The sequence below is a fragment of the Modestobacter sp. DSM 44400 genome, assembly GCF_900107175.1.
GTDB lineage: Bacteria > Actinomycetota > Actinomycetes > Mycobacteriales > Geodermatophilaceae > Modestobacter.
In genome coordinates, this window is the sequence record NZ_FNOZ01000004.1 from 46,176 (window position 1) to 59,226 (window position 13,051).

12 protein-coding genes are annotated in these 13,051 nt (G+C 72.3%); 7 read left to right on the plus strand and 5 right to left on the minus strand.

What is annotated here, in order from left to right:
- Positions 1-3 precede the first annotated feature (3 nt).
- The 5 genes from BLW04_RS04465 to BLW04_RS04485 all read left to right on the plus strand — a co-directional run bounded on the left by BLW04_RS04465 (position 4) and on the right by BLW04_RS04485 (position 6,175).
- Complete coding sequence (locus BLW04_RS04465; RefSeq protein WP_091537583.1) at positions 4-804, plus strand: type III pantothenate kinase; 801 nt, start codon at positions 4-6, stop codon at positions 802-804.
- A 37-nt stretch (positions 805-841) separates the two neighbouring features.
- On the plus strand, positions 842-2,428 hold the full coding sequence (gene lysS, locus BLW04_RS04470) for a lysine--tRNA ligase (RefSeq protein ID WP_091537685.1): 1,587 nt from the start codon (positions 842-844) through the stop codon (positions 2,426-2,428).
- A gap of 142 nt (positions 2,429-2,570) precedes the next feature.
- Entirely contained in the window at positions 2,571-2,924 is a 354-nt protein-coding gene (locus BLW04_RS04475) for a histone-like nucleoid-structuring protein Lsr2 (RefSeq protein WP_091537584.1), read from the plus strand.
- 341 nt (positions 2,925-3,265) lie between these two features.
- Entirely contained in the window at positions 3,266-5,806 is a 2,541-nt protein-coding gene (locus BLW04_RS04480) for an ATP-dependent Clp protease ATP-binding subunit (RefSeq protein ID WP_091537585.1), read from the plus strand.
- Positions 5,807-5,968: 162 nt separating this feature from the next.
- Positions 5,969-6,175: a hypothetical protein gene (locus BLW04_RS04485; RefSeq protein WP_091537586.1), complete on the plus strand. Its 207-nt coding sequence runs from the start codon at positions 5,969-5,971 to the stop codon at positions 6,173-6,175.
- 62 nt (positions 6,176-6,237) lie between these two features.
- Here BLW04_RS04485 and BLW04_RS04490 read toward each other — a convergent pair whose 3' ends face one another.
- Positions 6,238-7,149, minus strand: coding sequence for an HhH-GPD family protein (locus BLW04_RS04490; protein ID WP_091537686.1), 912 nt, complete (start codon positions 7,147-7,149; stop codon positions 6,238-6,240).
- A 163-nt stretch (positions 7,150-7,312) separates the two neighbouring features.
- On the opposite strand from BLW04_RS04490, the gene BLW04_RS04495 reads away from it, so the two are divergent.
- A complete protein-coding gene (locus BLW04_RS04495) occupies positions 7,313-8,017 on the plus strand; it encodes a MucR family transcriptional regulator (protein ID WP_091537587.1) in 705 nt (234 codons plus the stop codon).
- Positions 8,018-8,073: 56 nt separating this feature from the next.
- Here BLW04_RS04495 and disA read toward each other — a convergent pair whose 3' ends face one another.
- The 4 genes from disA to BLW04_RS04515 form a co-directional block, all read right to left on the minus strand.
- The gene (gene disA, locus BLW04_RS04500) at positions 8,074-9,156 is read right to left on the minus strand and encodes a DNA integrity scanning diadenylate cyclase DisA (RefSeq protein ID WP_091537588.1); all 1,083 of its coding nucleotides are present in this window, start codon (positions 9,154-9,156) and stop codon (positions 8,074-8,076) included.
- A gap of 212 nt (positions 9,157-9,368) precedes the next feature.
- On the minus strand, positions 9,369-10,730 hold the full coding sequence (radA, locus tag BLW04_RS04505; RefSeq protein ID WP_254781051.1) for a DNA repair protein RadA: 1,362 nt from the start codon (positions 10,728-10,730) through the stop codon (positions 9,369-9,371).
- Positions 10,731-10,782: 52 nt separating this feature from the next.
- Positions 10,783-11,379: a copper chaperone PCu(A)C domain-containing protein gene (locus BLW04_RS04510; RefSeq protein WP_091537590.1), complete on the minus strand. Its 597-nt coding sequence runs from the start codon at positions 11,377-11,379 to the stop codon at positions 10,783-10,785.
- 153 nt (positions 11,380-11,532) lie between these two features.
- Positions 11,533-12,393 carry a UbiA family prenyltransferase gene (locus BLW04_RS04515; protein WP_254781052.1) on the minus strand — a complete coding sequence of 287 codons (861 nt, stop codon included), beginning with the start codon at positions 12,391-12,393 and terminating at the stop codon, positions 11,533-11,535.
- Positions 12,394-12,523: 130 nt separating this feature from the next.
- Here BLW04_RS04515 and BLW04_RS04520 point away from each other — a divergent pair, with 130 nt between their 5' ends.
- On the plus strand, positions 12,524-13,006 hold the full coding sequence (locus BLW04_RS04520; protein ID WP_091537591.1) for a CarD family transcriptional regulator: 483 nt from the start codon (positions 12,524-12,526) through the stop codon (positions 13,004-13,006).
- The last annotated feature ends 45 nt before the right edge of the window (positions 13,007-13,051 follow it).

The window sequence follows — 13,051 nt, forward strand, 5'->3', positions numbered from 1 at the left end:
CCGGTGCTGCTCACCGTGGATGTCGGCAACAGCCAGACCGTGCTGGCCACCTTCGCCGGCGAGCGCCGGGTCGACTGCTGGCGGGTCACCACCTCCCCGCGGGCCACCACCGACGAGCTGCACATGCTCTGGCGCGGCCTGCTCCGCGACACCGAGGTCACCGGGGTGTCGGCCTGCTCCACCGTGCCCGCGCTGCTGCCAGCGATGCGCCAGCTGCTGGACCGGCTCGCCGTCCCGGTGACGTTGATCGGGCCCGGGGTCCGCTCGGGGGTCCCGCTGCACGTCGACAACCCGCGCGAGGTCGGCGCCGACCGGGTGGTCACCGCGCTCGCCGCCCACGAGTTCTTCGGGACCGACTCCACCGGCAGTGCTCGGCCGGTCGTCGTCGTCGACTTCGGCACCTCGACCAACGTCGACGCCGTCGGGCCGGCCGGCCAGTTCCTCGGCGGGGCGCTGGCCCCGGGCGTGGAGGTCAGCCTGGAGGCGCTGGCCAACCGGGCGGCTCAGCTGCGCTCGGTGGAGCTGACCGTGCCCCCGCAGGCCATCGGCAAGAACACCGTCGCCGCGCTGCAGTCCGGCCTGGTGCTGGGCTTCGCCGGGCTCGTCGACGGCCTGGTCGGCCGGATTGCCGGCGAGCTGGTGGAGCAGTTCGGCACCGCGCCGCTGGTGGTGGCCACCGGCGGACTGCACCGGCTGGTGGTCGACAGCTGCCGAACCATCGCTGAGCGGGAGCCCGACCTCACCGTGCACGGACTGCGGCTGGCGTTCGAACGGCACCAGTCCAGCGGTGGGTCCCATCGATGAACAGCGGCCCCGGCACCGGCCCGTAGTCTCCGTGCCGATGACTGAGGAACCGCACCCGTCCGACGACAGCCCTGGGAGCATCGCAGCGAGGAACGAGCGAGGAGCGGACCAGGGCGCGGAGCCGGGCCAGAGCGCCGGCCCCCCCGACGACGAACTCCCCGAGCAGCTGCGCGTCCGCCGGGCCAAGCTGGACCGGCTGCGGGAGGCCGGCGTCGACCCCTACCCGGTCGGTGTGGCGCGGACGGCCTCGCTGGCCGACGTGCGGGCCACCCACCCCGACCTAGAGCCGGACACGCTGACCGGTGCGCAGGTCGGCGTCACCGGCCGGGTGATCTTCTCGCGCAACACCGGCAAGCTGTGCTTCGCGACGCTGCGCGAGGGCGACACCGAACTGCAGGTCATGCTCTCGGTCGACCGGGTCGGCGACGAGCGGCTGGCCGAGTGGAAGTCCGACGTCGACCTCGGTGACCACGTGCTGGTCACCGGCGCGGTCGGGACGTCGCGGCGCGGAGAGTTGTCGGTGTTCGCCGACTCCTGGCAGTTGGCCGCCAAGGCACTGCGGCCGCTGCCGGTGGCGCACAAGCCGATGAGCGAGGAGCTGCGGGTCCGCCGCCGTTACGTCGACCTCATCGTGCGCGACGAGGCGCGCCGCACGGTGCACCAGCGGGCCACGGTGATGCGCACGCTCCGTTCCGGGCTGGCCGCACGGCAGTTCCTCGAGGTAGAGACGCCGATGTTGCAGACCGTGCACGGCGGTGCTGCGGCGCGGCCGTTCCGCACGCACATGAACGCGTTCGACCTGGATCTCTACCTGCGCATTGCGCCGGAACTGTTCCTGAAGCGGTGCATCGTCGGTGGACTGGACCGGGTGTTCGAGGTGAACCGCAACTTCCGCAACGAGGGAGCGGACTCGACGCACTCCCCGGAGTTCGCGATGCTGGAGGCCTACGCCGCGTACTGGGATTACCAGGGAATGGCCAGGTTGACGCAGGAAGTCATCCAGGAGTGTTCCACGGCGCTGTTCGGCGACCACGTGGCGCGCCACCACGACGGCACGGAACTGGATCTCTCGGGGGAGTGGCCGCAGGTCCCGCTCTACACCGCGGTCTCCGAGGCGGTCGGTGAGGAGGTCACCCCGCGGACCCCGGTGGAGCAGCTGCGGGCGCTGGCCGAGCGGCACGACGTGGGCGTGGACCCGGCCTGGCTGCCGGGCAGGGTCGTGGAGGAGCTCTTCGAGACGCTGGTGCAGGACACGCTGCAGAGCCCCACGTTCGTCATCGACTACCCGGTGGACACCTCGCCGCTCACCCGGGCGCACCGCTCAGTGCCCGGGGTGGCGGAGAAGTGGGACCTCTACATCGCCGGGACCGAGCGCGCGACCGCCTACTCCGAGCTCGTCGACCCGGTCGTCCAGCGGGAGCGTTTCCAGGCCCAGGCGCTGCTGGCCGCGGCGGGTGACCCGGAGGCCATGGTGCTGGACGAGGACTTCCTCGAGGCACTGGAGTACGGCATGCCACCCACCGGTGGCATGGGGATGGGCATCGACCGCTTGATGATGACACTCACCGGACTCGGCATCCGGGAGACGATTCTGTTCCCCCTGGTGCGGCCGCTCCACCAATAGCTCACCCACTCGGGGGGCGACTCCCCGCCGAGCGGGTCGAATTCGCACAATTGCGGCAACATGTGGTGCAATGGTCCCGAGACGCATGGGGGCATGCAATTCCCACGGTCCACATCCCCGCAGCAACAGGAGTGAGCAGACAATGGCACGCAAGGTCCAGGTGATCCTGAGCGACGACCTCGACGACAGCATCTCCGCTGACGAGACGGTCACCTTCGCCCTCGACGGGACGACGTACGAGATCGACCTGTCGGAGAAGAACGCCTCGGAGATGCGCGACGTCCTCGGCAAGTACGTCTCCGCGGCCCGCAAGGTGAGCAGCCGTGGCACCCGGGCCTCGGGGGCCGGTCGCTCCCGCGCCACCGGCGGCGGTGGCCGGATGGACCGTGAGCAGGCCGGCGCGATCCGTGACTGGGCCCGCAAGAACGGCCACGAGGTCAGCGACCGGGGTCGCATCCCGGCCAGCGTCGTCGAGGCCTTCGAGGCCGCGCACTGAAGAAGGACCCCCTCGCCCCCAGCACTCGCGAGCTCGTGCTGGGCCCCTGCGAGGGGGCCGTTCCAGCACCGCACCGCACGACGGCCCGGCTCCCCACTCGGGAGCCGGGCCGTCTCGCGTCCGCTGTCGGCGTAACGGGGGCGGAACAGCACTCCTGTGGCGGGAGTTGGAGCAGACGAGCCACTCGCCGTTCTCGCAGTCCTGTGTGGGCGCCAGTCGCGTGGTGCGAACTACAGTGGAACGACCGGTGCCCAGCGCGCCGACGAACGTCGGGTGTCCACCGTCCCCTGCGAAGGGGGCACGAGCACAGCAGGTCCAGCCGGGCAGAGGAGAAACAGCAGATGTTCGAACGGTTCACCGACCGAGCCCGTCGGGTGGTCGTCCTGGCTCAAGAAGAGGCCCGGATGCTCAACCACAACTACATCGGCACCGAGCACATCCTCCTGGGCTTGATCCACGAGGGTGAGGGTGTCGCCGCCAAGGCGCTCGAGTCCCTCGGCATCTCGCTGGAGGGCGTCCGGCAGCAGGTCGAGGAGATCATCGGGCAGGGCCAGCAGGCGCCGTCCGGGCACATCCCCTTCACCCCGCGAGCCAAGAAGGTGCTGGAGCTGTCGCTGCGTGAGGCGCTGCAGCTCGGCCACAACTACATCGGCACCGAGCACATCCTGCTCGGCCTGATCCGCGAGGGCGAGGGCGTCGCCGCCCAGGTGCTCGTGAAGCTCGGCGCCGACCTCAACCGCGTCCGCCAGCAGGTCATCCAGCTACTCAGCGGCTACCAGGGCAAGGAGCCGGCGGCCGCCGGCGGCCCCGCCGAGGGCACCCCGTCGACCTCGCTGGTCCTGGACCAGTTCGGCCGCAACCTGACCCAGGCCGCGCGCGACTCCAAGCTCGACCCGGTCATCGGGCGGGCCAAGGAGATCGAGCGGGTCATGCAGGTGCTCTCCCGCCGCACCAAGAACAACCCCGTCCTCATCGGCGAGCCCGGCGTCGGCAAGACCGCCGTGGTCGAGGGCCTGGCCCAGGCCATCGTCAAGGGCGAGGTGCCCGAGACGCTGAAGGACAAGCAGCTCTACACCCTCGACCTCGGTGCCCTCGTCGCCGGTTCCCGCTACCGCGGTGACTTCGAGGAGCGGCTCAAGAAGGTCCTCAAGGAGATCCGCACGCGCGGCGACATCATCCTGTTCATCGACGAGATCCACACCCTTGTCGGGGCCGGTGCCGCCGAGGGCGCGATCGACGCGGCGAGCATCCTCAAGCCGATGCTGGCCCGTGGTGAGCTGCAGACCATCGGCGCAACCACGCTGGACGAGTACCGCAAGCACCTGGAGAAGGACGCCGCCCTCGAGCGGCGCTTCCAGCCCATCCAGGTGGGCGAGCCGACGCTCCAGCACACGATCGAGATCCTCAAGGGCCTGCGCGACCGCTACGAGGCGCACCACCGGATCAGCATCACCGACAGCGCGCTCGTGGCTGCCGCGACGCTGGCCGACCGGTACATCTCCGACCGTTTCCTGCCCGACAAGGCTATCGACCTGATCGACGAGGCCGGCGCCCGGATGCGGATCAAGCGGATGACCGCCCCGCCGGACCTGCGCGAGTTCGACGACCGGATCGCCGGCGTCCGCCGGGAGAAGGAGTCGGCGATCGACGCGCAGGACTTCGAGAAGGCCGCCTCGCTGCGCGACAAGGAGAAGCAGCTGCTCGGCGAGAAGTCCGAGCGCGAGAAGCAGTGGAAGGCCGGCGACATGGACGTCGTCGCCGAGGTCGACGACGAGCAGATCGCCGAAGTCCTCGCGAACTGGACCGGGATTCCCGTGTTCAAGCTCACCGAGGAGGAGACCACCCGTCTGCTCCGCATGGAGGACGAGCTCCACAAGCGGATCATCGGCCAGGAGGAGGCCATCAAGAGCGTCAGCCAGGCGATCCGGCGCACGCGTGCGGGCCTCAAGGACCCGCGCCGTCCCGGCGGTTCGTTCATCTTCGCCGGGCCCTCGGGTGTCGGTAAGACCGAGCTGGCCAAGGCGCTCGCGAGCTTCCTGTTCGGCGAGGACGACGCGCTCATCCAGATCGACATGGGCGAGTTCCACGACCGGTTCACCGTGTCGCGGCTCGTCGGTGCCCCTCCCGGCTACGTCGGGTACGACGAGGGTGGCCAGCTGACCGAGAAGGTGCGGCGCAAGCCGTTCTCGGTGGTCCTCTTCGACGAGATCGAGAAGGCGCACGCCGATGTGTTCAACACGTTGCTGCAGGTGCTGGAGGACGGCCGGCTGACCGACGGCCAGGGCCGGGTCGTGGACTTCAAGAACACGATCCTGATCCTGACCACGAACCTCGGGACGCGGGACATCTCCAAGGCCGTCGGCCTGGGCTTCCAGGCCGGGAACGACACCGCCAGCAACTACGAGCGGATGAAGCTCAAGGTCAACGAGGAGCTCAAGCAGCACTTCCGGCCGGAGTTCCTCAACCGCATCGACGACATCGTCGTGTTCCACCAGCTGACCGAGAGCGAGATCGTCCACATCGTCGACCTGATGCTCGCCCGGGTCGAAGGTCAGCTGGCGAACAAGGACATGTCGCTCGAGGTCACCCCGGCGGCCAAGAAGCTGCTGGGTGCCCGCGGGTTCGACCCGGTGCTGGGGGCCCGCCCGCTGCGGCGGACCATCCAGCGCGAGATCGAGGACGCGCTCTCGGAGAAGATCCTCTACGGCGAGCTGGCCCCCGGCCAGATCATCGTGGTGGATGTCGACGAGGACGCCGACGCGAGCAAGTCGACCTTCACCTTCCGCGGTGAGGCCAAGCCGATCGACCTGCCCGACACCCCGCCGGTCGCCCTCACGGGTGCCGATGGGGACGAGGGTCCGGCGGCCGCCTCGGCCGAGTGACCTGAGGTCCTCCTGACAGGGGCCGCCCTCCGTTCGAACGCGAGCGGAAGGCGGCCGCTGTCGTCTCCCCGTCCCCGGGATCAGGTCACTCGAACTCAGGGGCCACCCCCCGGTCGGCCGGCCACCAGGTAGGTCCCCTCCCCGTGGGGTAGAACCTGGTGCATGGCCCGCGGTGACCACCCGATGCGGACGCCGGTCTACGGCGGTCTGCTCATCGCGGCGGCCATGATCGGCGCCACCCTCGTGGTCTACGCCGGCGCCGGCCTGCCCGGCTGGTTGCACGTCGCGCTGCTGGTGCTCGCCTTGATCGCGGCGCTCGCCGGGTGGCTGATGACCTTCCGCGACCTCAGTGGCACCCGCCGGCGCTGAACCCGCCGCCGCCCCGCCGACCCGGCCAGAGTGGCCACAATGGCCGGAGGACCGCGGTGTGCTCAGTCGGGGAGGGCGAAGCGGCCGTCCTCGGTCTGCACTACCAGGCCGTCGACGAGCAGGGAGTCCACACAGCGGGCCCGCTGGACGTCGTCGGTCCAGACCGCGGCCAGCTCCGCCGCGGCCTCCGGCCCGGCGGCCGTCCGCAGGACGTCGAGCAGCCGGCCGCGCACCTGCCGGTCGGTCCCCGCGAAGCGTTGCACCCGCCGAGGTGGTCCCTCGTACGCGGGGCTGCCGGCCAGTCGCCAGGCGCAGCGGTCGCGCACCGGGCACACGCCGCACCGCGGGGTACCCGCGACGCAGACCAGCGCGCCGAGCTCCATGACGGCGACGGAGAACCGCACCGCCCGGTCGTGATCCACCGGCGCCAGGACGGCGACGTCGGTCAGGTCCGTGGCCCGGGCCGGCGCCGCCTCGGCCCGGCCGTGCACCAGCCGCGCGACCACCCGGCGCACGTTGGTGTCGACCACCGGCTGACGCTGCCCGTGGCCGAAGCAGGCCACCGCCCGGGCGGTGTACGTGCCGATCCCCGGCAGCGCCTCCAGCTCGGCGACGTCGGCCGGCACCCGCCCGGCGTGCTGCGCGGTGATCGCCACCGCGGCCTCGCGCAGCCGCAGCGCTCGCCGGGGGTACCCCAGTTTCCCCCAGGCACGGATCACCTCGGCCGGGCTGGCGGCCGCCAGGGCCGCAGCTTGCGGCCAGCGGGCCAGCCACTCCCGCCAGACCGGCTCGACCCGGTTGACCGGCGTCTGCTGGAGCATCACTTCGCTGACCAGCACGGCCCACGGGTCGGTGCCCGGCGCCCGCCAGGGCAGGTCCCGGGCTGCGCCGGCGTACCAGTCGACGATCGTGTCGCCCACTTCGGCGTCTCCGCCGTCCGGGGCGTCGTCGTGGGCGGGGGAGGGCTGGCTCATCGCCACGAGTGTCCCCGACGCGACGCGTGCCGGAGCCGGGGACCCGCTGGTCGCTGCTGCGGGCCGGGCGCGCCCGGCCCGATGTGACGGATCAGTTCGCGCGGCGGGTGTGTCGTGGCGTGGCGTGCCGTGGCCGAGCCCTGCGACGGTTAGCGTCCTGGACGTGCTGCACCCGGTCGGCCCCCAGCCCGCCGCCGTTTACTGGCGGCGCCGTGCGGTGCTGCTCGGATTGGTCGTGGCCGTGCTGGTCGGCGGTGGCTGGCTGGCCGTCGCGGCGGCGACCGGGCCGGGGAGCGACACCTCGGTGGCGGCCGCGGCCACCCGCGAGGCCGGCTCGTCCGCGGCGACGCCGTCCCTGGAGCAGGTGGTGCCCTCGCTGGCCGCCGTCCAGGTGCCCACGCCGGCCCCGAGCTCGACCCCGGCGCCGGTCCCGGACACCACGCCGGCGCCACCGGCGGCGCCGGCGCTGGTCGACGGCGGACCGTGCACCGACGACATGATCAGCGTCGATGTGCGACCCAGCGCGCCGACCGTCGCCGTGGGGGACAAACCCACGCTCGTGCTGGTCGTCACGAACACCTCACCGGTGTCGTGCACCCGGGCGCTGGACAAGGGGCTGCAGGAGATCGTGCTGCTCGACGGCGGTGGCGGGCGCGTGTGGGGCAGCAACGACTGCTTCCCGGAGTCCAGCTCCGACGTCCGCCCCCTGCCTGCCGGTCAGGCGGTCGACTTCCCGATCATTTGGGGCGGGCTCACCAGCGAGCCGACCTGCACCGCTCCCCGGGTCGCCCCAGCACCGGGCACGTATGTGCTGCGCGGCCGGCTGGACACCAAGCTCAGCGCCGACGCCGCCCTCAACCTCACCTGATCGGCCCCCTGCAGGGTCCCACCGTGAGCTTGCGAGCGGTGGGGGCGGGGGGTCCTTCAACTGTAGCGGTCGAGGATCGAGGTCTCGGCCAGCCGGGACAGTCCTTCGCGGATGCCTCGGGCCCTCGCCTCGCCGACGCCCTCGACGGCCAGCAGGTCTTCGATGGTGGCGGCCAGCAGCTTCTGCAGGCCGCCGAAGTGGGTCACCAGGCGGTCGATGATGCCGGCGGGCAGCCGGGGGACCCGGGCGAGCAACCGGTAGCCCCGCGGGCTGACCGGGGAGTCCAGTGCGTCCGGGGAGGTCGGCAGACCGTAGCAACGGGCGACGGCGGACAGGTCCAGCAGCTCGGTGGCCGTGAGTGCCCGCAGGTCGGACAGCACCTCCTCGCCCGACCGGGTGCGCCGGCCGCCGGGGAGGTAGTCGCGGACCAGCAGGCCGCGGTCCTCCTCGACCCCGGCGAGCATCTCGTCGAGCTGCAGGGCCAGCAGCCGGCCGTCGGTGCCGAGCTCGACGACGAAGCCCTCGATCTCGTCGGCGATCCGCCGGACCATCTCCAGGCGCTGGCTGACGCTCATCGCGTCGCGCACGGTGACCAGGTCCTCGATCTCCAATGCCGACAGTGTGCTGGCGACCTCGTCGAGCCGGAGCTTGTACCGCTCCAGGGCGGCCAGCGCCTGGTTGGCCCGCGCGAGGATCGTCGTGGGGTGCTCGAGGGTGTAGCGGCGCCCGGCGACGTAGACGGAGATGATGTGCATCGACTGGCTGACCGAGATCACCGGGAACCCGGTCTGCAGCGCCACCCGCTCGGCGGTGCGGTGCCGGGTGCCGGACTCCTCGGTCGGGATGGTCGGGTCGGGCATCAGGTGCACGCCGGCGCGCACGATCCGGGACCCGTCGTAGGAGACGATCACCGCGCCGTCCATCTTGGCCAACTCGCGCAGCCGGGTGGCCGACAGGGCGACGTCCAGGGCGAAGCCGCCCGTGCACAGGGACTCGACCACCCGGTCGTAGCCGAGCACGATCAGCGCGCCGGTGCGACCGGCCAGGATCCGCTCGAGTCCGTCCCGCAGGGCCGTGCCGGGGGCGATCCGGCCGAGCAGTTCCCGCAGCGCGGCCTCTGGGTCCACAGCGGGGGGCACGAGCGCTCCTGACGGTCGGGCGGTACGGCGGCTGATCCTACGTGGCGTGGTCGGGGATGGCGTGACCTCGGGTGGGGTGCGCCGACGGCCGGCGCGTTCCGGCAGCACGGGTCGCCTCCGCGGGCGCTCCGCTCCTCGCCCGCGGGCGCTCCGCTCCTCGCTCGCTGGCGCTCGCTGCGATGCTCACGCCCTGTCGGCTCTCGCCGGTGGGGTCACTGCAGTCGGGTCAGCGCCGTCCCGATGTCGGGTACCTCGATCAGCCGCATGCCCGCCGGAGCCGGGCCGGAGTCCTCGGGCACCAGGGCCGCGGTGTAGCCCTGCCGGGCGGCCTCTGCCAGCCGGCGTCCGGTGCCGCCGACCCGCCGGATCTCACCGGACAGCCCCACCTCGCCCAGGGCGATCATCCCGTGCGGCAGCGGCCGGTCCTTGGCGGCCGAAGCGATAGCCAGAGCGAGTGCGAGGTCGGCGGCCGGTTCGACGATGCGGACACCGCCCACGGAGGCGGCGAAGACGTCGGCGTCGGCGAGCTTGACCCCGCCGCGCCGCTCGACCACGGCATTGACCATCGCCACCCGCGCGGGGTCGAGCCCGCTCACTGCCCGGCGGGGCGAGCCGCCGCCGGCGGTGGCCACCAGGGCCTGCACCTCGGCCAGCAGCGGACGGCTGCCCTCCATGGTCACGGTCACGCAGCTGCCCGGCACCGGCGCCGACCGGCGGGAGACGAACAGGTGCGACGGGTCGGGCACCCCCACGACGCCGCTGTCGCCGATCTCGAAGCAGCCGATCTCGTCGGCCGGCCCGAAGCGGTTCTTGGTCGCCCGCACCATCCGCAGGGTGGAGTGCCGCTCCCCGTCGAAGGAGATGACCACGTCGACCAGGTGCTCGAGGGCCCGGGGCCCGGCAATCGCGCCGTCCTTGGTGACGTGCCCGACCAGGATCGTGGTCATCCCACGGGCCTTGGCGACGCCGCTGAGCGCGCTGGCCACCGCACGCACCTGCGTCGCGCCGCCGTCGGTGCCGTCCACGGCGGGGGAACGGACGGTCTGCACGCTGTCGAGGACCAGCAGTGAGGGGTTGACGTCCTCGACGTGGGAGAGCACGGCGCCCAGCTCGGTCTCGGCGGCCAGGTAGAGCTGGTCGTGCAGGGCTCCGATGCGCTCGGCCCGCAGCCGGACCTGGGCCGCCGACTCCTCACCGGAGACGACCAGCGTGGGGCCGTTGCGCTCGGCGACCCGGTGGGCGACCTCGAGCAGCAGGGTCGACTTGCCGACTCCGGGCTCGCCGGCCACCAGCAGGACGGCGCCGGGCACCAAGCCGCCACCGAGCACCCGGTCGAACTCGGCGATGCCGGTGGGCACCGCGCGGGCGCCGACCAGATCGACCTGGCCGATCGGCCGGGCCTTGGCGCTGACCGGGCCGGCACTCACCGCGCGCAGCGGTGAGCCGACCGCGCCGAGCTCGTGAATGCTGCCCCAGGTCTGGCACTCGGGGCAACGGCCGACCCACTTGGCCGAGGTGTAGCCGCACTCCGTGCAGCGGTGTGCCGGGCGGGTGGACTTCATCGAGGGAGGCACCCGGTCATCGTGGCGGGCAGGTACGACAGTCCCGACAGACACGCCCCCTGCGTCAGTTGACGGCGCCGGCGTTCTCGCCCTGGGCCTCTTCGTCGTGGAAGCCGAAAGGCTTGCCGCGGGGCACGTCGCGAGAGGAGACACCGACGAGGACCTGGACGGGCACCTCACCGGCCTCCTCGAAGGTCATCGTGACGTCCAGTGCCTGGCCCGGCGCCAAAGACCCGGACAGCCCGGTGAGGGTGACGACCGGGCCGTCGCCGCCCACGTAGACGTTGGAGTCGGCCGGGATCAGCAGGTCCAGGTCGCCGGAGCCGGCCGCGGGGGAGGCGGCCGGCGCAGCCTCGCCGGTGCCGGTCGCCTTGACGCCGTCGAAGCCCTCGCCCTCGACCGACACCAGCGTGTCGTCGGTCTGGCCGTTGTTGGCGATGGCCAGTACCAGCCGGGCGTCGCCGCCCTCCTGATACTCGCCGCTGACCGGGTAGGCCAGCCGGGCACTGAGGATGGCGATGTCCCCGGCCCTCGCCTGGCCGCCGTCCTGGTCCCGGATCTGCTCGGCGGTCTGTGCCACCTGGCCGGCGCTGCAGGCGGAGAGTGCGGTCGGGGTGAGCAGCAGGACACCCATCGCGGCAGCGCGCAGTGCGCGGTTCACAGCGTCGACCTCCAGGACGTGTGGCCACCGAGGAAGGAGGTGGCCGGGTCGGGGTGAGCGTAACGGTCGCCCCAGGGGGCCCGCTGGGAGGCGGCACGGCGGGCGGGGGCGCCCGACGGCGACGGGACGCGCGCCGAGCCGCCCGGAGGCGGGTCAGCCCAGCGAGGCGCCGCCGAGCACCAGCAGGACGACGTCCAGCACGGTCAGCAGCATGACCGCGGGGAAGGCCAGCCGGCGCCAGCGTGCGCTGCCGGCCAGTGCGGCGACGGCCACCGCCGGCGCCGCCAGGACGACGGCGACCCAGCCCAGCGCGTCCGGGGGGTCGGCCGGGCCGAGCACCAGCAGCAGCGTGGCCGCGCCGAGCAGCAGGGCGCCCGCCACCGCCGAGGGGACCGCGCCGATCCGGTGCGGCAGCCCCCGCACCCCGGTCGCGAGGTCGTCGGCGACGTCGGGGGCCACGTTGGCCGCGTGCGCCGCCCCGCCCAATGCCGCCCCGGCGGCCACCAGCCACCACGGCGCGGCGGGGGAGTCCGGGGCTGCGGCGACCACGCCGGCGGGCAGCAGCCCGAAGCCGGTCAGGTAGGGCAGACCGGAGGCCGCGGTCCGCTTGAGCCCGGCGTTGTAGCCCCAGCCGCTGATGACCAGCACGAGCAGCAGCAGGCCGGGCACCACGCCGAGCAGCAGGGAAAGGACCACGCTCAGCGCGGCCGCGGCGAGCGCCGCCGAGCGCAGCCTGCCAGGGGTCACCACGCCCTGGACGACGGGCTTGTCGGCGCGGGCCACGGCCCGGTCACGGTCGGCGTCCAGCCAGTCGTTGGACCACCCGATGGACGCCTGACCTGCGAGGACGGCAGCGCCGACCAGCAGGGTGCGAGCAGGGCCCACGTCGGCGGCGACGGCGAGCAGGATGGCCACGACGGTCACGGCCACCGTCGGGCCCAGGTGGGTCGCGCGGGCCATCGCGACGACCGCGGCGAACGTGCCCACCGGGCCGCCCGTACTGCGCACAGGCACACCGACCACCTCCTGTCAACCCCTGACTTGACCTCGGTCGCGCGTCTGACCTGCACTTTTGTCGTACTTCGACGAGCCGGACGTCATTCTTCCGTGGTAACCTGGGCACACGGAAAGGGGTTCCACACACATGGGCTTCACTGTTGGCGAGACCGTTGTCTACCCGCACCACGGCGCCGCGCTGATCGAGGCGATCGAGCAGCGGACCATCAAGGGCGTGGAGAAGGCCTACCTCGTGCTGAAGGTCGCCCAGGGCGACCTCACGGTGCGGGTTCCGGCCGACAACGCCGAGATCGTCGGTGTCCGCGACGTCGTCGGCCAGGAGGGCCTGAACAAGGTCTTCGAGGTGCTGCGGGCCCCGCACACCGAAGAGCCGACCAACTGGTCGCGCCGCTACAAGGCCAACCTCGAGAAGCTGGCCTCCGGCGATGTGAACAAGGTGGCCGAGGTCGTGCGTGACCTCTGGCGCCGCGATAAGGACCGTGGGCTGTCGGCCGGGGAGAAGCGCATGCTCTCCAAGGCCCGTCAGATCCTGGTCAGCGAGCTGGCGCTCGCCGAGGGCACCAACGAGGACAAGGCCGAGCTGCTGCTCGACGAGGTCCTCGCCTCCTGAGCGCTGAGTATGTGAAGACCGGGTCCCTGAGCACCGAGCCCCACC

Coding starts and splice junctions, on each gene's coding strand:
- BLW04_RS04520 (WP_091537591.1), top strand. CDS start 12,524: ATGGGCTTCACTGTTGGCGAGACCGTTGTCTACCCGCACCACGGCGCC.
- BLW04_RS04480 (WP_091537585.1), top strand. CDS start 3,266: ATGTTCGAACGGTTCACCGACCGAGCCCGTCGGGTGGTCGTCCTGGCT.
- BLW04_RS04475 (WP_091537584.1), top strand. CDS start 2,571: ATGGCACGCAAGGTCCAGGTGATCCTGAGCGACGACCTCGACGACAGC.
- BLW04_RS04485 (WP_091537586.1), top strand. CDS start 5,969: ATGGCCCGCGGTGACCACCCGATGCGGACGCCGGTCTACGGCGGTCTG.
- lysS (WP_091537685.1), top strand. CDS start 842: ATGACTGAGGAACCGCACCCGTCCGACGACAGCCCTGGGAGCATCGCA.
- BLW04_RS04490 (WP_091537686.1), bottom strand. CDS start 7,149: ATGAGCCAGCCCTCCCCCGCCCACGACGACGCCCCGGACGGCGGAGAC.